This window comes from Macellibacteroides fermentans (assembly GCF_013409575.1).
Lineage (GTDB): Bacteria > Bacteroidota > Bacteroidia > Bacteroidales > Tannerellaceae > Macellibacteroides > Macellibacteroides fermentans.
In genome coordinates this window covers 309,832-332,874 of the sequence record NZ_JACCCY010000003.1, presented here as the reverse complement: position 1 = coordinate 332,874, position 23,043 = coordinate 309,832, and the positions used below count along the sequence as shown (strand labels likewise).

The window sequence follows — 23,043 nt, the reverse complement described above, 5'->3', positions numbered from 1 at the left end:
TATGAAAAAATTAATTGGTTTGTTTTTGATTTTGTTTCTGAGCTCCACAGTCTTGATTGCTCAGGAAAACAGAACAGCGAGGAGAGGTGCGGATATGAAGGCTATGCAGGAGCGGATGATCTCCGAACTGAAGCTGGATGAGAAGCAGGCAGCCGAGTATCAGAAGATTTCGGATGAATTCAGGAGCAAGATGCAGAGTGAGCGTGAGAAAATGGGCGGTGACCGGCAGGCCATGTTTGAAAAAATGAAGACCCTTCGTGCGGAACGTGACGAGAAACTTAAAGCGGTTCTGAGCGAAGAGCAATTCAAACAACTCCAGGAAAAGGAAAAACAGATGCAAGGGAACAGAGGTCCCCGTGGAGGTAGATGAGATAAAACAGAAAAAGGAATTATCAACATAGATAATTCCTTTTTCTGTTTATTTATTAGAATTTATTCAGTTCCGTTCTTGCCTGTTGAACCGCCTGGGTAGGATCAGCCTTGGTAAGACCTTCGGGGGTGAATGAAGAAACAAGGGTATTCAACTTTTCAAGCTTGCTCTTGTTATTCTTGTTCTTGAATTCTTCCTTCAGAATGTTTATCTTTTCGTAGTCCTGAATTCCTTCGATCAGTTTTTCCATACGGATGCTTGATCTGTTTTCCGGATATACAATGTAGCAGTCGCCCGCAGCCCAGCTCCGGAAACGGGAGTCCAGCAAGGGCTCTTTGGTCCAGCTGTTGTAGGCCCAGCGTAGATAACCGTCATAGTTTCCGGCCATGGCATGCCAGCCGATCCAGGTTGCCTCTGCCGGAGGAGAGAAGGTGAATGTGTTTGGCAAGGCTTCGGCACAGCAGGTGTACACGGTACTTATTTTACCTTCTTTATCTCTTCTGGCTTTCACATCGGCCGGGAAGTTGTGTCCGAAGGCGAGACATAAATCGTATAAATCTTTTTCTATCTCCGGATGGTAATTTCCTGCCAGCGATATCTTGAAGTCAGGATCTGCATTTTTAATCACCTTAATAGCCTCCTGCATGGCATCTAGTCCTCTTTCATCCATGGCGATAGTAGTTTTGTCGAACCATCCTTTCGATTTCAGATGTCGGGCAAAATCTTTCAGAAACGGTCCCCAATAGTCCTCGTATGCCTTATCTCCCGGTTTTGCCTCAATAAATTGAATACGGTTGGTGGCCTGGTCGAAGTAATCGAAGCGCAATGCCCAGGGAATTAGGGTATAGCAGTTTATCTGTTTGTCTATTCCTACCTCGTTCATCATGAAATTCACCCATTTATCGAAAACATCGTACCTGAATTCCCAGGTTCCGTCCATCTTTTTCATTCTGAAGATCATACTGTCGAAATGATCTTCCGTTTGTCCGTTCCAGGGTTTGTGCATAATGGTGGTGGTAATTACTTTTTGTCCGGCATCGGCCAGTGTCTTCATTACCGGAAGCATGGCATCGAAATGCTCTTTGCTCCATAGCGGAACCTGGTGGTATCGGGCAACCGAATAGGGATTTTGCCACAAATCCAAATGGAAAGCCCAGTTTTTGGGTGCAGGTAAGGTCCGGTTTAGAACCTCTACTTCAAGATTGAGGGTGAGGGCCGACGAGGTATTGTAAGTAAGGGTTACCGTGCCTTTGTATACGCCTGGTTTTGTATTTTCAGGAATCCATGTGTTTATCCAAATTGGCTGGGCAGAACGGGCGTTTACGTCCTTTACCTTGATGATATCCAATACATCGGCAACAACAGACGAGTCCCAATCGGCTTTAACAGGACGGTGTCCGCAACCGCCTTTTCCATCTTTGTTGAGTTCGTCTGTCATAACATAACGTACAAAGTTAGTCCGGATAACCGACGCGGGAATAACCGATTTCCCGTTGGTAAGGTCGGATACCGATAGGCTTACTTTCTCAAGGTTATTGGTCGTCCACAGAATAGCTTGTGCATTTACACGCTCGCCTTTCCAGCCTGAAATCCGCAAACGTTGTGTTTTATTTACCGAAGGAACATTCAGCTTACTGTATCTTACGTCTGTTGATCCCCAGCTGAGTTGAGGTTTACCCGGTTGTTTATCCCAGGCCTCTTTATCAACCAGCTTTGTGTCTGTTAGCTCGGTATAATCGCCCGTTAGTATGTTTCTGGTTTCTTGCCCGTTGGTGACCAGACAGATAACAACCGCAAAATGCAATAGAGCGAGAATTGGGGTAAATGGTTGATAATATGCGTTATACGCAGAAGATCGCAACAGGTTGCTAAGTGGTAAAAATGCAGTTTTTAGTGGTTTTCCGAAGTAGTTACGTTACGATTGTGTTAGCAGTTTTTCGGAATGCAATATGGCGCAATTCAAAACAGCTAATTGTTTGATATTAAGATTGCTATTCGCCATCCTGCGTATATCTTGATAGCGTTCTCCTACTCGTGATAAAGTAATTTTGTGACGTAAAAATCACAGTAAAATTCAGTATTATGAGCGAAGAACTAAAAGTTAGTTTTTATCTCCGACACAAAGAGATAAAAAAGGATGGAACCGTTCCAATTATGGGGCGCATCTCCATCGGCAAACAGATGGCACAATTTAGTGCAAAATTAAGTGTTCCTATATCCCTATGGGATATTAAGGCAGCAAGGGCATTAGGAAAAAGCAAGGTTGCCACTGACCTAAACCGTGCTTTAGATAAGATTGTGGTATCTATTCATGCGAGCCACGAAGAGTTAATTGAGCGAAAAGGTACAGCCACCCCGAAAGAGGTTGCAGTAGCCTTTCAAGGTATGGCATCTGGGCAAGAATCCCTGCTCGGCTATTGTGATAAATTACACAAAATGATGCTTCAGCGTGTTGGTGTCAACCTAAAAGCAAAGAGTTGTGACCAATATCGTATCGCCTTTAAATACTTGAAGGAGTTTCTAAAAGCAAAATACAATCTTAAAGACATTTCATTTGGTGCACTAGATTACTCTTTCATTGAGAAATTCGACCACTACCTACGTGTAGAGCGAAAGTTCAAACCCAATAGCGTTGTCAGTATAATCGGCAAAATTAAGCTGATGGTTAAATCTGCAATTACTGATGATGTAATTGTCTTTGATCCTTTTATATCATTCCGCAGTGAGGGCGAAGAGTCAAAGCCTAAGACCCTAACACGTCAGGAACTTGAACTGATTATGACTACACCTCTTGATATTCCGAGCAGGTATTTGGTTCGAGACCTATTTTTATTCTCTGCTTTCACTGGCATCTCTTTCAGTGATATTCGCAATCTGAAATATAGCGACCTTGCAACAAATGTTGATGGGACGGTATGGATTCACTCTAAACGTATCAAAACAGGCATTGAGTTTCACGTCCCTCTATTAGACCTGCCTATAAAATTGATTGACAAATATAGGGGCTCAACCGATGGCGAACACGTATTCAGAATGTTGAGTAATGTAAAGACCAATCTACACCTAAAAAAGATAGCACAAATGTGCGGTATAGATAAATGTCTGTGCTTTCATACGGCCCGACATTGCTACGCCAGTGTTGTCACTCTGTCTCAAGGCATTCCGATGGAAACCGTGAGTAGAATGCTGGGGCATAGCACGGTAAAATCCACTCGTATCTATGCTCAAATATCATACGAGAAAGTGGATAGTGATATGAAGCGACTCGCCAAAAACATCAACGGAAAGTATCATTTAGCAAACTTATAATATGGAAAAAGTAAAGTATAACACTTTTGCTGTGATGTTTTATATCAACAAAGGACGAATTAAGAAAAATGGCACCACCACTGTTATGGGGCGTATATCTGTTAGTGGTGAGATGGTTCAGTTCTCCACAAAGATAGAGGTTAATCCTACTCTCTGGGATGCTAAAAGATATCGTCTTAAAGGACGAGAGCGTGAATCAATGGAAATCAACAACCAATTACAGGAGCTAACAGATGCCATTGCTGGCTACCACAAAGATTATATTAAGCAGCAAGGATATGTAACGGCAGAGCTTCTTAAAAACAGTGTTTGTAATATCGGACAGAAAACCAATATGTTGCTTGAACTCTTTAGGGAGCATAATGAGCAATACAAACAGATGGTTGGGGTTAATAGAGAGGAGAAAAGCTTTCTGATGTACCACTACGCCATTAACCATATCACTGATTTTGTAAAAGCTCAATATAATGTAGAGGATATAGAGCTAATCAAATTGAATCTAAGATTTTTAGAGGACCTGATGCTCTTTTTAAGAGGTGAAAAGAGATTGTCAATAAATACTGCTAATGGAGTTGCCATTTCTCTAAAACGAGTTATTAAACGTGCAATAAATCAAGGTACGCTCCGTAAAGATCCATTTTTAGGATACAAGTTTGAGGTTGTACCACCAGAATGTCGCCACCAAATAGAAGATGATTTGCACAAGCTAATGACAACAGAGATTAAATCCAAAGCCTTGTGTTTTAGCCGTGATATGTTTATCTTCTCCACGTTTACAGGCACTTCGTTTTCGGATGTTGTAAAATTGACGGATAAAAATATAGGCATTAACAATAAAGGGGATAAATACCTCTCTTTCAAACGGCAGAAGACGGGTACAGAGTGTTATGTTCCTCTGCTGGAAATTCCTTTGAAGATTATTGAAAAATATCGGAGTGAGCGCAAAAGCGATAGATTATTCAATATGACTACGTGGTCTACAATGTATGAGAATCTGGGTAAGATGCAAAAATTATGCGGCCTAAAAGAGCCTATTTCGTACCACCAAAGCCGCCATAATTTTGGAACATTGATTACTCTGCTCAATGATGTGCCTATTGAGACTGTCGCCAAGATGATGGGACACAAGGATCTAAAAACCACCGAAATCTACGCTCGCATGAGCAACAAGAAGGTTGGCGATGACATGAAACGAATAGCGGGGAGCTGTAAAAGGAAGTTTAAGGTTTTTGAAGATAAGGATATGCCGATAGTGGCTGAGTATAACTATTTTGAATTTAGAGATAGATATGAAAAGAAGTATTGTAACAATTAGCGATAATGACACGGTAAGCGTGCCTGCAAATGTACAGATGCGTGATTTTGAGATTGCCGAATTGTTCGAGGTAATGATCCCGACAATACGTTCCAACATACGTGCGATTTTAAAAACCAATATTGTAATGGCTGACTGCACCAACGGTGCAACGTTGGTTGGTTGCAATGTTGTGCCGGACTATCACGGGCTGGATATGGTTGTGGCTCTTGCTTTTTGGATTCAATCGGCACAAGCCGAGGTCTTTCGCAGATGGATAATGCGAAAGATGATGCAGGGCAATACCCAACCAATTTACATTGGGATCAATGAGATGAAAGCGAAAGATAATTTTTGCAATTAATCATATCGGCCACCCTTGCAACTATGGCGAAGGGAAGATTTCGTTTCAGAAAATTCAAGCCCACGCCCTAAAGGGTTGAGCAAAGCTCAAGGCTTGCATATTCTGCCCCAAAATCCAAAGAATGCCATAGCAGCAAGGGCGACCGATATGACGGATAAAAACTTAAAACAAAAGCGATGAACGGTAGATTTTTCAATCTCGGTTCATCGCTTTTCTTTTTTTAATGTTGCAGCTTCAAGCTCCCTCTAATCTGGATAAAACTTACTGCCATGCCTTTAGGTAGTGCTTTTCGAGGAATTTTTGAATATCCGATTCTCGATACAGGACTTTGCCCTTTCTCTCAAATTGGATGTAATCAATCTTACCACTACTTCGCCACTCTTGGGTGGTTCGGTCACTGATTTTAAGCCTTTCTGTCAGCTCGACATCTGAAACATAATACTCACCGCCAAATCGTGGAGCATAGCTATCGGATAGCTTGTCCAATGCCTCCGTCATACGGTCAACAGTGGAGAGAAACCTTGTTACTCTCTCGCTCTTTTGTGTAATAATCTCCGACATCGTTACTCTGCTTTTTTAAGTAGATTTATAACATCGTCGGGGCGATACATTATCACGTTGCCGATTTTAGAGAAGCCAATCTTACCGCTGTCACGGTAGTTCTGCAACTGCCGTTTCTTGATGTTTAGCAAAAAGCATACATCCGTAGCATCCAACCACTCCTTCATTCTTTTGTCGCCGGCATTGCTGCATAGCTGCTCCACCTTTTGGGCAAGAGCCTCAAAACGTGCCATCATCAATTCAAAGGCACTCTCCTCAATATTTAAAATAGTCATTGTTTTAGTGATTTAATCGTTAATAATTTATCGAGTTAAACCACCACTAAAAATCCAAAGTCGTCATTTGCCAAACGGTATCCCTCCGCTTGACACGACTTCGAGGGCAAATGTAGGAAATCTTTTTTGATAATAGCAAATCCGGTACGCCTACGGGTTCTTATTCGCTAAATTGCACCATTTTGCTAACTCAACCGACTGGACTATCCGCACTTTCAGTGTTTGCTCTGCTAACTCCACAAATTCACTCGACTCACAAAGTCATTCCGCAATATAGCGCAAACTAAACCGACCATGACAAGGCTGCCAAGTGCAGTTTACGGCTATATAGTGAAGAGTTATCCGATTCACCTAAGTTGCTTGTATATCGAAAATTAACGCTATTACTTTGCTCTAAAAATCGTGTCGAGCGAGTGAACTCGGCATAGCAAAATAGTATTCATTTAACAAGTTAAAATTATGTCAGACCATTTAGAGCAATTCATCACCCAGTCAAAGAACGGAGACTTGCCAAAAGAGAAAAACCAATCCCTCGCAAGTGAGCAAACCGAACCGATTGAACGAACTGGGCAGAGTGTACCCACTCCACCAATTTCCCCCATTACACAGAGTGACTCCACCAAACGCAGCTCCCCCAAGCAGCGCAAGGCATCCATGGATGAGTATCGACAAACCTACCTCACTACGCCCAAGATAGTGGATAGGCAAACCATCTTTATCAGCCGAACGCTACGTGATGAAGTCGATGTACTCGTCAGACGGTTAGGAGACCGCAAACTGAGCGTATCGGGCTTTGTAGAAAATCTTGTCAAGGCACACCTGAACGACTATGCTAACGAACTCGAACAATGGAAACGAATGTAGCACAGTAATTTATTGAAGATTGATAGGTTCGCCTTTCGGGCGAACTCTATATCTTGATTTAGAGATATAGGCAAGGTGTGTTTTCCGCTGCGGAAAACCTTTTGCGCAACGCAAAAGCCTCGGTCGAGAACGCTCGACACCGAATTAGTTACACACTCCAAAGTCGTATGTAAAATGAATAGAATCAAAAATAAAATGGGTGGCAGACCACCCAAAAACGACCCTGCCACGAATCGCATAAGCGTTAATTTGAGCGATGTTGAGTATGCCGATTTTCTCACATTGTACGAGAAATCGGGAGTCCATAGCAAGGCATCGTTCATCAAAGCCCGGATATTTAACGAGAGTTTTCGGGTGGTAAAAATTGATGGCTCGCTGCTTGAATACACGCAATTACTATCCTCTCTTTACAACCAATACCGATCCGTCGGGGTCAATTACAACCAAACGGTTTCTACTCTAAAGAGCAAATTCGAGGAGCGAAAAGCGCTGGCGATGCTCTATAAATTGGAACAGCAGACCGCAGAATTGGTTCTTGTTAGCCGACAAATTTTAGCATTATCACAAGAATTCAGAAGACTATGGTTGCAAAAATCAGCGTCAGCGGATCACTCGCAGGGGCGATAAATTACAACATGAACAAGCTCAAAGTCGACACCGCCACGATTCTTCTAACCAACAAAATCCTCTGTCCGGAGCTAAACGAGGCGTTTCGGGCAAGCGATATGATGAAAGATTTTGAGCTCTTTATGCCCCAGCGATACCGCACCGAAAACCCCGTTTTCCACGTATCACTTAACCCGCATCCCGATGATAAACTATCAGATGTGGAGCTTTCGCTGGTGGCTGAGGAGTATATGAAACGTATGGGATATGGTGCGCAACCATACGTTGTTTTCAAACATCATGACATCAGCAGGCATCATTTGCATATCGTTTCGGTGCGTGTTAATGCACAAGGAAAGAAGATAAACGACAAGTTCGAGAGGCGAAGAAGCAAAGATATTACTCGCTCGTTGGAGCAAAAATATGGACTTCACACGGCAGAAAAGGTGTCAAAAAAGCGAAAACCGGAGCTGAAAATGGTGGATGTTCATAGCGGAAATGTGAAAGAACAGGTTGAAAATGTTGTTCGGGAGGTGATCGGTAAATACCATTTTCTTACTTTCAATGAGTATAAAGCGGTGCTAACCAAGTTCAATATTGCAGCCGAAGAGGTGAAAGGTTCGCACTATGGCAACTCTTATAGCGGCATCGTTTACTCTGCAACCGACAACGACGACAGCAAAGTTGGCAACCCATTTTCGGCAACCACGCTTGGTAAATTTGCAGGCAGCGAAGCATTGGAGCGTAAGTACCAAGCCTCCAAAGAGCACCTGGAAAAGAGCCGTCCGGGGACTCCACTAAAGAGAGCCATCGACCAAGCTTTCGCAGGAGCAACCACCAAGGAGCAACTCCAGCGCAACCTATTCCAAAGTGGCATCGGCGTAGTTTACCGAGAGAACGCAGCAGGTCGCCTCTACGGTGTTACTTTCATCGATCACAACACAGGCGTAGTACTCAACGGCTCACGCTTAGGTAAAGAATACGCAGCAAACGCAATCGTGGATAGACTTGAGAACCCTCATCAATATGAGCATCTAAGAAGCACTCCGCAATCTCACGGTTCCACCATCAAAGATAACACTCAACCACATCTAACGCAAGAGAGGTTGCCAGTATCTGACCATTCAGCGACCTCCGATTTGATTGGTGGCGGTTTAGGGCTATTCGACCTACCTATTACCCCTCATGGCACTGACCACGAGGAGGATGAGTTCCGCCGAAGAATGCAACGCAAAAAGAAGAAAGGGAGGCGAATGTAGTTAAGATATATGTGTATAATCATCTAGTAATTAGAATTATTCGTAGGCTATTTGTACAAATGCACGGTTCTTTCATTTAAACCTTAACTTATACATATAATCTCCTGTTCCTCTTCTATTTAAGGACTTGCTTAGGTATAAAGTTTCGATCTGTACCAATTAAAAATAAGTGGATAAGCAATAGTTTAAGATACAATCTATCAGGAATATTGAATTTTTCATACGTAAATTAAGTTGTGCTCCCCACTGTCAGGGAGCGTTATAAAACATTTGTTGATAAATTATTTTGAGTTCAGACAAAAGAAAGAACAGCACTTGTCGGTTTGGCAAATGCATGCTGGCTATCGGCATTTTTATGTAAAAACAGCTAAGGATTTAAAATTTCATACACGTGCTCTTGGCGTCACAGTCTTTGCCGCTTAGCTGTTGAAGTCAGTTTCATACTCGGATTCTTTGCTATCCGTAAATAGCGGGTTCCAGTAAAAATCGACCTTAAATTATTCCGTCAAGCGGATTCGGGGATTTTTTCTTTCACCACAAGGTTAACATCATACCCCAGATTCTCCAACTCCTTTTTCAGGTAAGCTTTACGCTTCTTTTCTACCCCCTTGTTGACATGCTCGGCTCCCAGTTCCTTATAATCCTGTCCATCCTTCAAGATATGATAAACCGACTTCAGGATCGAATGTCCTACAGCAATTAATGCTCTTTTCTTGCCTCTGCGGGCTGCTAGTCTATGGTATCTTGCCGAATAAAAAGTATTTTTGGTACGGGTAGCCGCCCAGGCAGCTTCTGTGATTACAGATTTGACCTGTTTATTGCCGTGGGTTATGCGTCCGCTTTTTTTTACCCGCGCTTTCATTGTTACCCGGACACATGCCCACCCAGGAAGCCAAATGTTTTTCCGTGGGAAAAGTGCTCATGTCCAAACCAATCTCAGACACAAGGTCTTCAACGGTCTTTGTGCTTAAACCCGGAATCTTTTTGAGCAATTCCAGTACATTCTCGTAAACGGAAAGCATCTTCTTGATACGTTCATTCAACTTCATTACAATCTGCTCCGTTTGCTCAATGTCCTGACGGATAATACCAAGCATATAGATGTGATGTTCTTCCACCAAACCGTTACAAGACTCATACAAATCCTCTTTGGATGCACTTAGCTTACCGTGATAAACCTGTTCGATGTCAGCCATGGTGATGGACTTACCTGCACAAATCATATCAATCAATTTGGTAGCTGTAACTCCGCTGGTGTCGCAAAGAACACTGGATAGTTTGATGTTACAATCTTCAAGAATACGCATGGTACGATTCTTTTCGGAGAAAATGTGCTGTATAAGCTTGGTGCGATACCGGGTCAAGTCGCGAAGTTCACGCTGCTCACGAGCAGGAATATAACTCGGCTTTAATAAACCGGCAAGTAAAAGCTTGCAAATCCAAGCACTGTCAGCCTTGTCGGTCTTATGACCCGGAACATACTTAATGTGACGGGCATTCACTATCCAGACAGTCAAACCGGAAGGGTCTAAAACGTTATAAACAGGCTTCCAATAAACACCCGTACTCTCCATGGCAACATGGGTAATCTCATTTGCCAATAACCAATCTTTCAATGCTGTCAAAGAACTCGTGAAAGTGTTGAACTCGCGGGTCTCCTTACGAATACCCTCACCGTTAATTGTCGCTACCACCACTTTCTTGTGGATGTCAATACCGCAACCACGCGATACGAAGCTGGGAAATGTTACTGTATTCATGGCTATCTTCATTAGTTACCAAACAAAGGTAGCTATAACCCACAATTTACATCACCTCTGGCGACAAGTTTCTTGTCATGGATGTTTCATACTTTTTTAAATGAAAGAGCTGTGGTACAAATGTGAAATTATTAGCTAAAAATTTTCAAAGTCGTTTTTTTATATATATTTGCTGCCAAGATGTTGAATGATTCATTTTCGATTGTTGTAACAATTAACGAAAATAATATTTGACACTTTAATGTCAAACTTCAAATTATTGATGATTATGAAAAATTTATCTTTAAAAGAAATGAGAAAAGTAGCGGTAATGTTTGTGCTTTTTGTTAGCGTTGCTATTGCATCGATGAGTGCGATTTCTGAAAAACAAAGTGCTGCGCAGCAGGTTGCTGTTGGTTGTGGATATGTGGCAGGAGAAACTGAAGGTGGAGCTTCCGGAGCGTGGAATACAGCTGCGGAAACTTTGGGAGCAACGGCTGCCGGTATGGCGATAAATGGAGCATATCATGCTTATGCAACTACAACAAATCCTGTAGGTTGGGGATATTGGGCTGTTACCGCTTGTGTCGGTTTATAATATTTGTATCATGCATATTTTATTAGAGTCCTTTATTATGCATAATAGATATAGTATAGGTATTATTACTAAAATAATACTTCTGCTGTTACTTTCTTTGTTAATAACTATCGATACCCGAGTTTTGGAAAGTACGGTATTACTCCTCTTTATTCTATTTGCATTTTTGTCCAGCCCAAGAAGCATTGTAATGGACGATGTTGGAATCAGGTATAATTTAGGATGGAAAGAACAATGGAGAGACATTCGCTCTTTTGAAGTTGAGAATAATAACATTACTTTGTTACTATCAAATGACAGAAATAGAATGATTAAAAACATTTCGCCTGATGATTTAACTAAAGTAGTACAATTCATTTCGTCGAAAGTAAAACTTTAGCGAAACGGATATTAGCTGTTTTTAAACATCAGTTATTTCTTAATTATATTACAGCAAGAGAGGGAATACCTTGTATTTAAGGGATGTTTTTCCAGAAAAATAACAAGGAAAGTGACAATCACGAAATTTGAGGTTGTCACTCTCTTTTTGTTGATTTATACAAATTTAGAATGAAAGTATCGCTTAAATATTTTGGAGTAGCATTTTTAATCTGGGTTGTTGGGGCTATGGCAGGAGTTGTATTGAGCACTTCTAATGCTGATGGTTCTTTTAATACGGATCATGGCATAGAACAAGATATAGTCAAGGCTTTGTCTTCAGATAATAATGTCAAAGCCTTTATATTAATTGCTTCAAATAATTTGAAAGTTGCAGCAATTAATATTATTGGCGGGGTTCTATTTGGTATACCAATACACTAGTGTCCCATTAAAAATAGGACGTTATTTATAATTAAATAAATTTGGCCCATTTGGTCCAAATCGTTCTTTGTCATTTTGAAATTTAGTTTTATCAAAGAGGTCTCGAAGAAGAGTTTTATCAGTCAATGAAATGCTTAATATTTGAAGAACTTCGTATGTACTTCTATCCAGTTGCATATCGTGTTGAACGATTGCCACCAGGCAGTATGTACATATGGCTGAATAGATTTGAACCCGGACAGCGTTTTCGGTAGTACCCCAAAACTTCTTGATTTTGAGGTGCTGCTTCAGCCATTTGAAGAACAACTCTACTTGCCAGCGGTTCTTGTAAAGTTCAGCCACCTGAAGAGCAGAAATGTGCATCGCATTGGTTAGAAATACAAACTCTCGTTTTTGTTCTTCATCCCAGTATCTTACAAGCCGGAACTGCTCGGGATAGTATTGCTTGGGATAAAAACCAATCAATTCGATTGTCACATCTGAAAGTACATTCTTGGGGAGTCTGCGTTTCCATTTGATGGATTTGTATTGCAGGTTTTTCTTTGCCCTGACAACGAAGAATGCGTCAATCTGATGAACCTTATACAACATCTTAAAATTGTTATAAGCCCGGTCAAAGATGTAGTAAGAACCAGATTCATAAGGGATTTCTTTCATTGTCTTTGAATCGTGTACTGCCGCTTCAGTGATATGAATGAATGCAGGTATCTGTGTTTCCACATCGTATAGTGTATGTACTTTGATACCACCTTTTTTCTTGCGGAATTTTGCCCACCAGAATACGGCCAGGCACAAATCAATGGTTGTCGAATCGAAGGCATAGATGTTCCCTCCAAGTTTAAAGATTTCCGTGGCTCGCTTTTGTCTTGCTTCGTTTATCAGGTAGTAGGCATACTCTTCAAAGATGTGATAGTCTCTATCTTGATTGGCTCTTGACAGAGATGATCTTGATACATTCCTTCCTATTCCTAAATGATAACATTTAGAGTGATGGGCATCAAGAGCGATAATCAAATCTCTCAAACTTTCACGATTGGAGAGTTGCCCGAACATCAAAGAAAGTAGTTGATTCCAGCAAGTGAAATGCTTGATGTAACGATTCCCTTGGAACTTGTTGACAATACGTCGGAATTTATCTTCATTCAGAAATGAGATCAACTGGGCAAACACATATTTCTCTTTATTCATTGCAGCCTTTATTATGGGCTGCAAAGTTATCAATTGAAATCGTCGCGCTCGAAAAATCTCTATAACTAACTAAATTTCAAATATTTCAAAGAACTATTTTAGATTTTAATGGGACAGCAATGATACCAATAGTATTATCGATGCTATTCAATGGATTCGCCTTCGGCTCAACATACAGTCAACTCTATTCTGCTGGATTTTCTCTTGATTTTATGGCAAAATACACTCTGCCCCATAGTTTTGAGCTAGTTGCGATATGGTGGTCAGCAATGATTGGTTTTATGATAGCCCGAAAACTGATTTTAATAATACGCAAACACCAAATGCCAACTATAAATGAATACAAACTGCTGATAATTAATATATTGACAGTGTGCTGTGTGATCGTTTTGGCTGCATTTGTAGAGGTGTTTATTACTGTTAATCTCTAAATAAACGAAATATATGAGACTGTTTTTAGAAAAATTTTCTTCTCAAAATTACTTAATTCCGATATTGCTTGTCGGAATATATGGTTCATCAATGTTGCTTTTTCAAATGGAGTTAATGTCTCTTAATACAGAATTGTCTTTATCAATATATTCGTCCTTAAGAAATACCATATTGTCTGTTTCATATTCGGTTGCGTTCATAATGGGATATGTTATATGGTTGTTGTTAGGCGTAGTGTTTAGTTTCTCCGCAATTATCTTTGGTGCAGTATCCTTCAACTTATCTAAAACGCTTAAAATAAGCTCTATATCATTTGCTTTTAGTGCTATCATCATCATTGCGTCTATTTTTATGTATGGCAAAAACAATGTAGCTGAAATGATTAACGCCACAAATATTTCTGCTATTGTTTTATATTTGATTTACATTGGAGTAATTAAATTTTCATGCTCCATTGATTGGATTAAAGCATTATTAGCTATAACTACTCCGCTTTTATTGATAGTAGCGCTAACTTATCTATTTAGAGTATTGTTATAAATCCGCTCACTTACGATGGAACTACTCCGCGAGATATTTTACTCCATTAAGCACAATCAAGTTCGGGCTATCTTGTCAGGGTTTGGTGTTTCATGGGGTATATTTATTCTTGTAATTCTGTTGGGTGCAGGTAATGGCTTTGAGAATGCGGTAATGAATATGTTCAGCATATTTGCACAGAAGAGTATTTATGTGTATGGAGGGAGTACAGCAAAGAAATATGGCAATTTAAATGAAGGTCGGATTATAAAGTTTGATAGTGATTACATTGATAGATTGGGAAAACGATTCGATGAAATAGATGCGATATCTGCAGAAATTTCGGGTTATTACACGATACAGAGCAATCAAAAAAGTGGAAATTATCGCATATTGGGAGTGGATGCTGATTATATGCGAATAAAGATATTGACGGTTAACAGTAGCGGACGTAATATAAATAGTTCCGATATAATCAACAGTAGAAATATCGCTATTGTGGGGAAGAATGTCGTAAACACATTGTCTTCGAACAATATAGAATTAGAGAATAATTGGATTGATATTAACGGAGTATCATATAAAGTGGTTGGAGTGTTGAAGAACGATAATATCTTTGGTGCCTCTGAGATTAACTCTGTATATATTCCAATTACATCATATTTCAAAGAGTTAAGTAACGATAGAGAATTCCCCTCGTTTTGCCTCTCTTTGAAAGGCGATACTGATAGTAAAATATTTGAAAATAGTCTCAGGAGTTATATCGCAAATAAATCTGAATTTTCGGAAGATGATACTCAGGCACTATATATTGCCAATTTCGAAACCCAAACCTCTTCATTTGAAAGTCTGTTCAAGGGGGTGAAAATTTTCATTTGGGCTATTGGAATTTGTTTTTTAATCAGTGGGATAGTCGGCATTGGAAATATCATGTTTGTGGCAGTTAAAGAACGTACTAATGAGATAGGAATTCGTTTGGCGGTGGGCGCAATGCCCCGATCAATAATGAATTTGGTACTATTAGAGTCTATTATAGTTACATCAGTTTCTGGGGTTATAGGCTTATTGATGGGTAAGTTTACCCTACTTTTCATTGATTGGCTGCTATCAATATCTTCAAATAATGTTTTGTTGGAGAAGACAATTTTAGAGCTTCCAGTGGCTGTCGCCTCACTAATTATTCTGGTAATATCAGGTGTTATAGCAGGTATGATTCCGGCTGTTAATGCGTCTCGAGTAGAGCCTGTTGATGCAATAAGATACGAAAATAGAAATTAATATGAAAGCATTCAATATAATCGCCATTCTTTTGTTCGTTTCCGTGATTGGATTCATTGCTTACCGAATAACTTCTTCGCAAGAGGAGATATACCGAACTGCATTACCGCAGAAACGAGACATTTCAGAAGTAATACATATCTCAGGTAACGTATATCCATTAAAAGAGATAGAGGTTAAATCTCAATTGTCTGGAATTTTAGAAGAGCTATATGTGAAAATTGGAGATAAGGTAACCTTGCAAACGCCTATTGCATCAATTCGTTTAGTTCCGAATATTTCAGAAATAGAACGTTTAGAGAGCAGTGTAAATAGTGCCCAGATCGAATATGATGCAAGGTTAGTCGAATACAGTCGTGCGAAACGTCTGTATGAATCGAATACTATTTCTGCATCGGAAATGGAAGCTGTCGATAAGAATTTTATGCAGATTAAAGAGCAGTTAAGTTCAGCTAAAAATCAATTAGACATCGTTAAGAAGGGTGAAATTAGGTCAAAAAACATATCAAACCTAGTTGTCTCAAGTACAACAGGAACAATTATAGATATTCCCATTGAGACAGGCTCTTCGGTTATCGAACGCAATAACTACAATCCGGGTACAACCTTGGCGATTATAGCTCAGATGGATAGATTTAAATTCACGGCATATATTGCAGAGCATCACTTGCAGCATATAGAGATGGGAGATACCATATCCCTGACTTTTAATGCTTATGATAATATTTCCACCGACGCCGTAGTCACTCAAATATCGGCAAAAGGGAGTTCCGTAAACGGTATAATGAAGTATTTACTAAATGCTGAATTTGATATAACAGATAACATGCCGACCCTTCGTTCCGGTTATTCCGCCTCTGCGGAGATAGTTATTGCTAGAAAGAATAATCGGCTATCCATAGAGGAGAAATACATAAAATACAGCAAGGATTCAATATATGTGAATGTTTTAGACACACTGACAGGTAAAGCTATGCTTAGAGTTATTGAGTCAGGTATTTCGGATGGAACTTTTACTGAAATTATCAGTGGTATTTCCGATAATGAACAGGTAATTATTGATTAGAGTCTAATGATTGAATTGCAGAATATACATAAATCATACATCACTCAGTATACTAGTCTACATGTACTCCGAGGTATTAACCTCTCTATTGAAAATGGGGAGATGATCTCAATTATGGGTGCTTCCGGCTCCGGTAAGTCCACACTTTTGAATGTTCTTGGTTTATTAGACAGATTTGATGAAGGAAAATATTGTATTGATGGCATTTCAACTAATGGATTGACAATGCAGCAAAGAGCATATTACAGAAATAAATTGCTGGGATTCGTTTTTCAATCTTCGAATTTGATAGCATATAAGAATCTTGTTGAAAATGTTGCTCTGCCTCTTTATTATAGAGGAATTAGCCGTAAACAAAGGAATATATTAGCAATTGAGCAGTTAGATATGCTGGGGTTGAAAGATTGGGCTACGCACTTCCCAAATGAGCTATCAGGAGGTCAGAAGCAACGTGTGGCAATCGCAAGAGCATTGATTGCAAAACCCTCTTTGATACTTGCCGATGAACCTACGGGTCAACTTGATTCGTCCACTGCTATTGAGGTGATAAATCTTTTGAAAGAGATCAATAAAAAGGGTACAACAATGATTATTGTTACACATGAAATTGGGATAGCGCAGCAAACAAACCGTATTATTAAAATCACTGATGGTCAGATTGAATAAAAAAAATATGAACTTACTTAAACCATTAGCCATATTTACTTTTGTATTTCTGTTTTATCAGAATATATCGGCTCAACAAAGAGTTTGGACTTTGCGAGAGTGTATAGATTTTGCAATGGATAACAATGTATCTATCAAACAGGGTAATTTAGGTCTTGAAGCAACTAAAATAGTTTCTCAGCAGGCGAAACTTAGTTATATCCCCGATGGCGGGATTCAATCAGGATATCAATTAAGTATGGGGCGCTCTTTGGATCCGACAACCTATAATTTCATCGAAAACACCTATGTTAATTCAACTAACATAAGTGCAAATATTGGAACCACAATTTTTGACGGATTTAGAAAATACTATACAGTAAAGCGGTCATTATCCGAAATTAAAGTATCTGAAATAGAGGTAGAAGTATTAAAAAACAACATATCCCTAAGCATTACAAGATTTTACTACAATATTCTGCTGAATAAAGAGGTAATCGCCTCGATAGAGAATCAAATCAACATATCCAACGCCAGTATTGCCAAAATGAGCCGTTTGGTGGAAGAAGGAGCAGCACCTGACGAACAACTGCAGAACCTATTAATGCAGCAGCAAAATGAGATATACTCACTGACAGAATCCAAAGGAATGCTTCAGGCTTCGATAGTTGATTTATGTTCTTTACTCAATATCGACAATACTGACGGTTTTGATATAATACAAGATGATGACACAGACATGTATTTGGAAAACTCAATAGAAAACATCATTAATTCGGCAATGACACTACCACAAATTGAGGTGGTAAATCAGAAACTTCTATCTGCCAAGTATGCAATAAAAATAGCTAAGTCAGATCTATATCCGTCTTTATCTTTTAATTCGTCTTATTCAAGTTCTTACTCGAGTACTCGCCGACAAGTTGCTTTTGACGAGAATGGGACTCCGATTATTGTCGATGGAGCCATTGCTTATAAAAATTATCCATTTATAAATCAGATATACGATAACAGAACGGCAATCTTTGGGTTTAATTTGAATATCCCGATTTTGAGTGCGTTTCATGTAAAAAAGAAAATCCAACTATCACGTAACAACTTTAAACAATTACAATACGAGGTTCAAAATGTGGAAAAGAATGTCAAAGATGAAGTCCGCAAACTCTATATTGATGTTCAAACGGCAAAAGAAAAGTATAGTACCTCAATGGCTGCGGTAGACCATGGGACGAAAATTGTGTCATATGCAGAGAATAAGTTAAACAATGGATTAACAACCATAACAGATTACATAATTGCCAAGAACAATATTCTAATATCTGAGGCGCAGTTAAGTAGAGCTAAGTACGAGTATTTGTTAAAGCTCAAAATTCTTAAATTTTACTATACTCAATGTATATATTAGAATTAGGACGTTATGAAAAATGTTGATATACTATATTTAACATCTCTTCTGATCATGGGTGTTGTAGCTGTTTCGATACTTTTCGGAGCATCACTTCCATATATGACAGCTTATGTTGTTGTTCCTCTTTTAATAATATCAATGTATTGTAAGAGAAAAGTGGTCAAATCGCCAATCTCCGGTATTGATTTTTGTCTGGTTGTAATTTTTATTTACGAGATAATAAATCCGCTGCTAGTTGCCAACCACGAGGTTGCATTGTACAGAGGTCTGTTTGTTCCAGCTGCAATTTTAGTATATTATTTAATGCGTAAAACCATAGTTCGGAATGACACTGTAATATATTATCTTTTTTCCGGATTGCTGTTGTTATGTTCGATAGTTATCATTATCTCTTTTCTGTTTTTTACAGCAACTATTGAAGACGGTGGTTTTGGTTTAAATGAATTAATATCGCTACGATACTTGTTTTCCCCAATGAGTGTCTTAATTAATGATTGGGGGCTATTGTTATTGCTACTGTTGCCTTCCCCACTATTGATTGTAGTGAGAATACCTGATAGGTTGAGGCTATACCCACTCGCTCTCTTCACAATAGGGTTGTACGCATTGATACTGACCTTCTCAAGAGGAGCTTATATTGCGGTAATGGTGCTGCTGTTATCTATGCATATTTTAGCAAAAATATACCGTCTCAAGATAATTAGGTTTAGTCGAAAGTCTTTAATTACCCTTTTGGTGTTGTTTATAATAGCACTGTACCCTATAAGAAAACCTCTTTTTGAGATGTTGCCCCATAATACGTCCGTATCTCAAAAAATGAGTACAAATGGCAGAATTGATCAATGGAGTCGCAGTTTAGATGTAATTAAAGAACAGCCTCTATTTGGTGTTGGTGCAAGTGGGTTTAAACAAGCTAACAAGATTATTTCTGATAAGAATCAGATCCCTTATACCATCAAGGTGACCAATAGTTATCTTCAAATTTTTGTAGAGAAAGGTATTGTCGGAATTATTTTATATGGATTATTGATCGTTATGATTGTCTATTTGATTGTATGTAGAATAAGACAAAAAGATAACGACGACAAAAAGTTTGCTAATATAATTATCTCATCATTATTTATAGCAATGGGTGTTAAAGAGTTTGGTTTCTCTACGTTATTTGATAACCAATTTGTATTCTTGGTGTTTACTATGTGGTTATTTATAGTAGCTCATTCATCAAGTAGGTTATTTGTAAGCAAGAGACGCATATTAGATATAGCCATCATTGTAGTAATGATGATATATCTATTTTCATTCTATTTTTACAGTATAACCCATAAATATATCAATCTGAATCAGCGAGGTGTGGCAATGACACATATTTCAAATAAAAAACAAGCTAACGAATTATTCTCAACGATAGATACTGCCAAGATCAACTCACCTGTTGTCTTCTCAAATCTTGCTTTATTATTAGTTACAGAGCAAGATACTATTAATTACAAGCAATTTGCATTAGGAGTAGCTCCATTGTTATATGATTCAATGCGGATAGATTCAATTATCACATTCACCCAAAGAGCATCTGATATTGCCCCGTGCGAATCTTTGTTTCTACAAAATTTAGGGTGGTTGTATATTTTAAAAGGTAATTATACGGATGCTATGGCATCTTTCAATCATGCAATGGCTGTTAACCCTGCCAATTACAATAATATGTTAAGTTTGGGGTTGTGCTTGGAGTTTCTACAAAACAAAAATGCCGCTGAGCAATATTACTCCAAAGCGATCGCCGCATCTCCATTTATAACAGAGAGTATCTTCTTTAATGACTATATCAAGCGTGATTCCATATCTGCCTACACGGTAGTCCAAAATGCTAAAACAATCATTGAGAAAGATTCTTTAAATATCATTTCCAGATCAAAGTTAGCCAAATTATATATGTTTTTGAATGAACAGAACAAGGCTAATATTATATTGGCTGATGTAGTCAAAAAACTTCCAAACCTTAACCGAGCATGGCTTATGTTGGGGGATATTCACATAGCTAACGGTAATTTGACTGAATCTAAAGTATGTTATCAAAAGGCACATCTATTAGATAAGGTAGACAGACTTGTTCTCTACCGTTTATATAAGATATACTCAATAAAGAAGGATAAAGCTTGTCTAGACTATTACAAGAAAATGCTGGATGTAACAAAATCAAATACTTATATGTCAATTTATTTTAAATCAGTTTACTCCTATAGTCATATAGCACAAGAAACATTCCCATATAACGCACAAGAGTATTTCTCACCCATGATAGAGTTAAATTAAATAGATAATTATGGATAGGTTTTTATTTATTGCAGTATTTCTGCTAATCACAGCTTGTTCGAATAATAATGCTTCATATAATAATGCACTTCGAATATCAAAAGAAAACCGTGTAGAAATAGAAAAAATTATTGAGCATTATCGGGATGACACAATCAAACTAAATGCAGCAATGTTTTTGATTGAAAATATGATAAGAAAAGAGTCCATTATATTCCTGAATAAACAGAATAAAGATTCGTTATTGAGTTATATTAAAAAATTAGAAGATCCATATAGTTGGGATCCTCAATATAGTATACTTGCGAAAACAATTGATTCCGTTTTGGCTAGATACCCTCAACAGTATCGTAAAGTTTTTGATTTAGCAAACATAAAATCCAATACTATAATTCAAAATATAGATGATGCATTTGAAGCATGGAATACTTCTAAATGGCATAAGAACTATACATTTAGTGATTTTTGCAATTATGTTTTACCTCATAAAATTAGTAATGAAGATATTGGTAGTTGGCGCTCTAAAGCGACAAATGATCAAATGGTTTCAGAGGACTCAATAAAAGAAAATACTAGTATATATGAGTTTGCAAGAAGAGTTGCAGATCACTCATTTATTCGTTATAATATTGGAATGGATTATTTTTTTGCTCCATTTGGATATGAAGATATCAAAAGAATTGGAGTTGGTTCTTGCTTACACATAGCTCATATGATAATCTACAATAATCGTTCACGAGGAGTCCCTTGTGCAATAGACATGATTCCTGCTTGGGCTAATAGAAAAGGATCTCATATGTGGGCTTCTGTGATATTGCCGAAGAATAAGTCAAAGGGAATATATTTTAATGGGGAAGGAGAAAATGACTTTCAATACAAAGTGTCAAAAATATACCGAAAAACATATGAGCTGCAACCCCAAATGAGTCCTAAATTTTGGGAAAATGTACCTCAATTATTTTCAAATCAAGATCTTATTGATGTGACAGATCAATATAATATGCCTACTTCAACACTTGTTATCCATGGGGTTAGCTCTCACAATGTAAACTACATATATCTTTCGACATTTAACAACAAAGAGTGGACTCCTATAGCTTATGCTAAAAGGCAAGAGGATGAAGCTATTTTTAAAAATATAGGAAGAGGTTTATTGCCTTCTGATAATAATCGAATGATAAAGTATATAGATGAGGGTCATGGCATAGTCTATCTACCTACGATTTGCTCATACACTGGTATTCATCCTGCCAGCGCCCCTTTTATTTTAGATACACTAGGTAATATAAAGCATTTAGTACCGCATAAAACCAAAGAGAATATTCGATTATTTAGGAAATATCCCAAAAATCCAGAGTTGGCAGATTCAGAAAAAGCGCTTGTTGGAGGAGTTGTTGAAGCTGCAAACCAACCAGACTTTTCTGATTCTGAAATAATCTGTGTCATAGAAAAGGTACAAGAACATCCACTTGAATCAATAAAAATTCAAAACAGAAAAAAATTCAAATATGTTCGTTTTATACCTAGGCATGAGGTTATAGTCAGAATCGCAGAATTACAGTTCTTTGATAAACAAGAGCAAAAGATATCAGGAGTCTCAGTGGACAAAAATACGAATAATTGTGGCGAAAAAATATTTGATGGAGATTTGTTGACATGGCAGTATAAAGGTGAAAACTATACTGCGCATTTTACCTTTTGCTTTGATAACGAAAGTGAGATTCATGAAGTCCGGTTTTCGTCACGTACTGATGATAATGAGGTTATGCAGGGGGAGGATTATGAGTTGTTTTACTGGGATAACAAATGGATCTCATTAGGTAGAAGAGTTGCCTCTAATTATTTTCTCAACTATGAAGTACCACAAAACGTTCTTTTATTATTAAAGAATCATACAAAAGGGGTTGAGGAGCGAATTTTTACAATAGAAAACGGAAAGCAAGTCTGGTGGTAAACTATCGTGGATGATATAGTATATTGTAAAAGTTACGATTTGATATGACTGTATTGTCAAACGTTACTAAGTCAAATATATGGGTGTATTTCTTGTAAATTCATCCATTTTTTGTATCTTTGTCTTCACGAGCAAGGAACGCTACAACGGGCAAATATGCTACGTAACCAAAAGCAATCAGCAGAATACACCACGTTGCAAAT

General features: G+C 38.4%; 23 protein-coding genes. 17 read left to right on the top strand and 6 right to left on the bottom strand.

The window, feature by feature from the left end:
* The first annotated feature begins 1 nt into the window (after position 1).
* Complete coding sequence (locus F5613_RS10835; protein ID WP_179399766.1) at positions 2-370, top strand: hypothetical protein; 369 nt, start codon at positions 2-4, stop codon at positions 368-370.
* A gap of 55 nt (positions 371-425) precedes the next feature.
* On the opposite strand, the gene F5613_RS10830 is transcribed toward F5613_RS10835, so the two are convergent.
* Positions 426-2,174, bottom strand: coding sequence for a DUF4091 domain-containing protein (locus F5613_RS10830; protein WP_179399765.1), 1,749 nt, complete (start codon positions 2,172-2,174; stop codon positions 426-428).
* Between the two features lie 278 nt (positions 2,175-2,452).
* Between F5613_RS10830 and F5613_RS10825 the strand changes: the two genes are divergently transcribed.
* Genes F5613_RS10825 through F5613_RS10815 form a run of 3 tightly spaced genes read left to right on the top strand, consistent with a single transcriptional unit; the run spans position 2,453 to position 5,337 of the window.
* Positions 2,453-3,679 carry a site-specific integrase gene (locus F5613_RS10825; RefSeq protein WP_179399764.1) on the top strand — a complete coding sequence of 409 codons (1,227 nt, stop codon included), beginning with the start codon at positions 2,453-2,455 and terminating at the stop codon, positions 3,677-3,679.
* A 1-nt stretch (position 3,680) separates the two neighbouring features.
* On the top strand, positions 3,681-4,994 hold the full coding sequence (locus F5613_RS10820) for a site-specific integrase (RefSeq protein WP_179399763.1): 1,314 nt from the start codon (positions 3,681-3,683) through the stop codon (positions 4,992-4,994).
* Positions 4,969-5,337: a hypothetical protein gene (locus F5613_RS10815; RefSeq protein ID WP_179399762.1), complete on the top strand. Its 369-nt coding sequence runs from the start codon at positions 4,969-4,971 to the stop codon at positions 5,335-5,337. The genes F5613_RS10820 and F5613_RS10815 overlap by 26 nt, the downstream gene beginning before the upstream one ends.
* A gap of 261 nt (positions 5,338-5,598) precedes the next feature.
* Here the strand turns inward: F5613_RS10815 and F5613_RS10810 are convergent, their stop codons facing one another.
* Together F5613_RS10810 and F5613_RS10805 are read right to left on the bottom strand one after the other, a co-directional pair.
* A complete protein-coding gene (locus F5613_RS10810) occupies positions 5,599-5,898 on the bottom strand; it encodes a helix-turn-helix domain-containing protein (protein ID WP_179399761.1) in 300 nt (99 codons plus the stop codon).
* A gap of 2 nt (positions 5,899-5,900) precedes the next feature.
* Positions 5,901-6,173: a helix-turn-helix domain-containing protein gene (locus tag F5613_RS10805; RefSeq protein WP_179399760.1), complete on the bottom strand. Its 273-nt coding sequence runs from the start codon at positions 6,171-6,173 to the stop codon at positions 5,901-5,903.
* Positions 6,174-6,632: 459 nt separating this feature from the next.
* Here F5613_RS10805 and F5613_RS10800 point away from each other — a divergent pair, with 459 nt between their 5' ends.
* The 3 genes from F5613_RS10800 (at position 6,633) to mobB (ending at position 8,902) form a co-directional block, all read left to right on the top strand.
* Complete coding sequence (locus F5613_RS10800; RefSeq protein WP_179399759.1) at positions 6,633-7,037, top strand: DUF3408 domain-containing protein; 405 nt, start codon at positions 6,633-6,635, stop codon at positions 7,035-7,037.
* A 174-nt stretch (positions 7,038-7,211) separates the two neighbouring features.
* Positions 7,212-7,664 carry a conjugal transfer protein MobA gene (mobA, locus tag F5613_RS10795; protein WP_179399758.1) on the top strand — a complete coding sequence of 151 codons (453 nt, stop codon included), beginning with the start codon at positions 7,212-7,214 and terminating at the stop codon, positions 7,662-7,664.
* Positions 7,619-8,902 carry a conjugal transfer protein MobB gene (gene mobB / locus F5613_RS10790; RefSeq protein WP_179399757.1) on the top strand — a complete coding sequence of 428 codons (1,284 nt, stop codon included), beginning with the start codon at positions 7,619-7,621 and terminating at the stop codon, positions 8,900-8,902. Before mobA ends, mobB begins: the two co-directional genes overlap by 46 nt.
* Before the next feature lie 505 nt (positions 8,903-9,407).
* Here the strand turns inward: mobB and F5613_RS10785 are convergent.
* Together F5613_RS10785 and F5613_RS10780 are read right to left on the bottom strand one after the other, a co-directional pair.
* Positions 9,408-9,764, bottom strand: coding sequence for a hypothetical protein (locus F5613_RS10785; RefSeq protein ID WP_179399756.1), 357 nt, complete (start codon positions 9,762-9,764; stop codon positions 9,408-9,410).
* Positions 9,718-10,662 (bottom strand): IS110 family RNA-guided transposase, encoded by a 945-nt coding sequence (locus tag F5613_RS10780; protein ID WP_179399755.1) that lies wholly within the window; start codon positions 10,660-10,662, stop codon positions 9,718-9,720. Before F5613_RS10780 ends, F5613_RS10785 begins: the two co-directional genes overlap by 47 nt.
* Before the next feature lie 292 nt (positions 10,663-10,954).
* On the opposite strand from F5613_RS10780, the gene F5613_RS10775 reads away from it, so the two are divergent.
* Both F5613_RS10775 and F5613_RS10770 read left to right on the top strand, forming a co-directional pair.
* Complete coding sequence (locus F5613_RS10775) at positions 10,955-11,239, top strand: hypothetical protein (RefSeq protein ID WP_179399754.1); 285 nt, start codon at positions 10,955-10,957, stop codon at positions 11,237-11,239.
* A gap of 549 nt (positions 11,240-11,788) precedes the next feature.
* On the top strand, positions 11,789-12,040 hold the full coding sequence (locus tag F5613_RS10770; protein WP_179399753.1) for a stage II sporulation protein M: 252 nt from the start codon (positions 11,789-11,791) through the stop codon (positions 12,038-12,040).
* Positions 12,041-12,061: 21 nt separating this feature from the next.
* Here F5613_RS10770 and F5613_RS10765 read toward each other — a convergent pair whose 3' ends face one another.
* On the bottom strand, positions 12,062-13,228 hold the full coding sequence (locus tag F5613_RS10765; RefSeq protein ID WP_179398356.1) for an IS4 family transposase: 1,167 nt from the start codon (positions 13,226-13,228) through the stop codon (positions 12,062-12,064).
* A gap of 119 nt (positions 13,229-13,347) precedes the next feature.
* On the opposite strand from F5613_RS10765, the gene F5613_RS10760 reads away from it, so the two are divergent.
* From F5613_RS10760 to F5613_RS10725, 8 genes are read left to right on the top strand one after another with little or no spacing between them, the layout of a single operon-like run.
* A complete protein-coding gene (locus F5613_RS10760) occupies positions 13,348-13,659 on the top strand; it encodes a stage II sporulation protein M (RefSeq protein ID WP_179399752.1) in 312 nt (103 codons plus the stop codon).
* Positions 13,660-13,672: 13 nt separating this feature from the next.
* Positions 13,673-14,200: a hypothetical protein gene (locus tag F5613_RS10755; RefSeq protein ID WP_179399751.1), complete on the top strand. Its 528-nt coding sequence runs from the start codon at positions 13,673-13,675 to the stop codon at positions 14,198-14,200.
* A gap of 15 nt (positions 14,201-14,215) precedes the next feature.
* The gene (locus tag F5613_RS10750; RefSeq protein ID WP_179399750.1) at positions 14,216-15,457 is read left to right on the top strand and encodes an ABC transporter permease; all 1,242 of its coding nucleotides are present in this window, start codon (positions 14,216-14,218) and stop codon (positions 15,455-15,457) included.
* Position 15,458: 1 nt separating this feature from the next.
* The gene (locus F5613_RS10745) at positions 15,459-16,523 is read left to right on the top strand and encodes an efflux RND transporter periplasmic adaptor subunit (RefSeq protein ID WP_179399749.1); all 1,065 of its coding nucleotides are present in this window, start codon (positions 15,459-15,461) and stop codon (positions 16,521-16,523) included.
* A gap of 6 nt (positions 16,524-16,529) precedes the next feature.
* Complete coding sequence (locus F5613_RS10740) at positions 16,530-17,189, top strand: ABC transporter ATP-binding protein (protein WP_179399748.1); 660 nt, start codon at positions 16,530-16,532, stop codon at positions 17,187-17,189.
* A gap of 7 nt (positions 17,190-17,196) precedes the next feature.
* Entirely contained in the window at positions 17,197-18,573 is a 1,377-nt protein-coding gene (locus F5613_RS10735) for a TolC family protein (protein ID WP_179399747.1), read from the top strand.
* Between the two features lie 12 nt (positions 18,574-18,585).
* Positions 18,586-20,886 (top strand): O-antigen ligase family protein, encoded by a 2,301-nt coding sequence (locus F5613_RS10730; protein WP_179399746.1) that lies wholly within the window; start codon positions 18,586-18,588, stop codon positions 20,884-20,886.
* A 10-nt stretch (positions 20,887-20,896) separates the two neighbouring features.
* Positions 20,897-22,840 (top strand): hypothetical protein, encoded by a 1,944-nt coding sequence (locus F5613_RS10725; RefSeq protein WP_179399745.1) that lies wholly within the window; start codon positions 20,897-20,899, stop codon positions 22,838-22,840.
* Positions 22,841-23,043: the final 203 nt, after the last annotated feature.

Excerpts from the sequence above, each read along its gene's own strand:
- mobA (WP_179399758.1), top strand. The coding sequence starts at position 7,212 with ATGAATAGAATCAAAAATAAAATGGGTGGCAGACCACCCAAAAACGAC.
- mobB (WP_179399757.1), top strand. The coding sequence starts at position 7,619 with ATGGTTGCAAAAATCAGCGTCAGCGGATCACTCGCAGGGGCGATAAAT.
- F5613_RS10735 (WP_179399747.1), top strand. The coding sequence starts at position 17,197 with ATGAACTTACTTAAACCATTAGCCATATTTACTTTTGTATTTCTGTTT.
- F5613_RS10750 (WP_179399750.1), top strand. The coding sequence starts at position 14,216 with ATGGAACTACTCCGCGAGATATTTTACTCCATTAAGCACAATCAAGTT.
- F5613_RS10835 (WP_179399766.1), top strand. The coding sequence starts at position 2 with ATGAAAAAATTAATTGGTTTGTTTTTGATTTTGTTTCTGAGCTCCACA.
- F5613_RS10770 (WP_179399753.1), top strand. The coding sequence starts at position 11,789 with ATGAAAGTATCGCTTAAATATTTTGGAGTAGCATTTTTAATCTGGGTT.
- F5613_RS10760 (WP_179399752.1), top strand. The coding sequence starts at position 13,348 with ATGATACCAATAGTATTATCGATGCTATTCAATGGATTCGCCTTCGGC.
- F5613_RS10755 (WP_179399751.1), top strand. The coding sequence starts at position 13,673 with ATGAGACTGTTTTTAGAAAAATTTTCTTCTCAAAATTACTTAATTCCG.
- F5613_RS10820 (WP_179399763.1), top strand. The coding sequence starts at position 3,681 with ATGGAAAAAGTAAAGTATAACACTTTTGCTGTGATGTTTTATATCAAC.
- F5613_RS10785 (WP_179399756.1), bottom strand. The coding sequence starts at position 9,764 with ATGAAAGCGCGGGTAAAAAAAAGCGGACGCATAACCCACGGCAATAAA.
- F5613_RS10775 (WP_179399754.1), top strand. The coding sequence starts at position 10,955 with ATGAGAAAAGTAGCGGTAATGTTTGTGCTTTTTGTTAGCGTTGCTATT.
- F5613_RS10805 (WP_179399760.1), bottom strand. The coding sequence starts at position 6,173 with ATGACTATTTTAAATATTGAGGAGAGTGCCTTTGAATTGATGATGGCA.
- F5613_RS10810 (WP_179399761.1), bottom strand. The coding sequence starts at position 5,898 with ATGTCGGAGATTATTACACAAAAGAGCGAGAGAGTAACAAGGTTTCTC.
- F5613_RS10800 (WP_179399759.1), top strand. The coding sequence starts at position 6,633 with ATGTCAGACCATTTAGAGCAATTCATCACCCAGTCAAAGAACGGAGAC.
- F5613_RS10730 (WP_179399746.1), top strand. The coding sequence starts at position 18,586 with ATGAAAAATGTTGATATACTATATTTAACATCTCTTCTGATCATGGGT.
- F5613_RS10740 (WP_179399748.1), top strand. The coding sequence starts at position 16,530 with ATGATTGAATTGCAGAATATACATAAATCATACATCACTCAGTATACT.
- F5613_RS10825 (WP_179399764.1), top strand. The coding sequence starts at position 2,453 with ATGAGCGAAGAACTAAAAGTTAGTTTTTATCTCCGACACAAAGAGATA.
- F5613_RS10765 (WP_179398356.1), bottom strand. The coding sequence starts at position 13,228 with ATGAATAAAGAGAAATATGTGTTTGCCCAGTTGATCTCATTTCTGAAT.
- F5613_RS10815 (WP_179399762.1), top strand. The coding sequence starts at position 4,969 with ATGAAAAGAAGTATTGTAACAATTAGCGATAATGACACGGTAAGCGTG.
- F5613_RS10745 (WP_179399749.1), top strand. The coding sequence starts at position 15,459 with ATGAAAGCATTCAATATAATCGCCATTCTTTTGTTCGTTTCCGTGATT.
- F5613_RS10725 (WP_179399745.1), top strand. The coding sequence starts at position 20,897 with ATGGATAGGTTTTTATTTATTGCAGTATTTCTGCTAATCACAGCTTGT.
- F5613_RS10780 (WP_179399755.1), bottom strand. The coding sequence starts at position 10,662 with ATGAATACAGTAACATTTCCCAGCTTCGTATCGCGTGGTTGCGGTATT.